Origin of the sequence: Cohnella luojiensis, from assembly GCF_004564235.1 — a bacterium.
In the GTDB taxonomy this organism is placed as follows: domain Bacteria; phylum Bacillota; class Bacilli; order Paenibacillales; family Paenibacillaceae; genus Cohnella; species Cohnella luojiensis.
The window spans coordinates 1-1,097 of sequence record NZ_SOMN01000105.1; the positions used below are offsets into that span (position 1 = coordinate 1).

The 1,097-nt window shown below is 42.6% G+C and carries 1 protein-coding gene; it reads right to left on the reverse strand.

The genetic code is table 11. The features are described 5' to 3' along the window. Nucleotides 1–342: 342 nt before the first annotated feature. Nucleotides 343–897: a YdcF family protein gene (locus tag E2980_RS23925; protein WP_135154717.1), complete on the reverse strand. Its 555-nt coding sequence runs from the start codon at nucleotides 895–897 to the stop codon at nucleotides 343–345. Nucleotides 898–1,097: the final 200 nt, after the last annotated feature.

Consider the following 1,097-nt stretch of genomic DNA (forward strand, 5'->3'; position numbering starts at 1 on the left):
AAGTATAATGCGGCTTTAAGTATTGTGTAGAAGCAACTGTTAAGAAAAAAACTACACCTATTGAAATAAGTACTTTATATTTTTTTACGAACTTCAAACAGCTCTTCAGTCCTTTCGTATAACGTTCTGGTATTCACGACGCCCCACCACCCTAAAGGAGCGAAGCGACTGGCCGCGACGCGGTTGGGTGGTGCGGGTGTGTCCGGCTGATTCTGCTTCCCTGCTGCTGAAATGCCTCTTTGAATCCACTTCTAACTCCGGCCGGACCGAGGGCCGAATGGCCCGAAGCGTGAATATGGTGTTATCAGAAGTTGATGCCCCCTAGAATTGCTTTCAAGATATTCATTTAATCCAATTTGGAATATGGTGTGCAAAGTATTGGCCAACCTTAGTTAATTCTTTCATTACATATCCTATTTTTTGTTCTTCTAAAAACCAATTTTCTTTTGTTGTACCAGTCTTATCTGTCACTGGGCTTACAAAGAATGTTGTGTTGCTTGGGAAGTAGACTTGATATGTAAGCAAGGCCCGTCGCGCATGATACGATTTGCAAACTAATATTACTTTTTGTGGATTTATTCCATTTTGTTGAAGCACATCCCATGAATTCCTTGCGTTCTCAAATGTATTTGTTGCTTTGTCTTCCCTTAGTAATGCTTCGTCTGGAACTCCAAGTCTTATACCGACGTCACGGAGAAACTCCCATTCAGTTGTCATAACTTTAGATGTTGATCCACCGGACGGTAAAATATAAGGTGCTAATTCTCGGTGATACAATTCCGCTGCTCTTTCCATCAATTGAGGATGGCTGCCTCCAGGAACTAATATTACATCCGCTCTTTCAAGATCTGTTTCAAAAAACATAAAATCTGAAATGCAATCAAAAGGATACGCCATTATGTCATGTCCCTTCCTGTTTGATCTTGCATCAATTTCTGATAACGTTCTAATATTCACGACGTCCTTCCCCCTTAGATAGCTCTTATCTTAGGGGGAAGGATGTGTCCGGCTGATTCTACTTCCTCGCTACTGAAAATTCATCCCCGAATCCTCTTCTAACTCCGGTCCGGACCGAGGGCCGAATGGCCCGAAGCGTG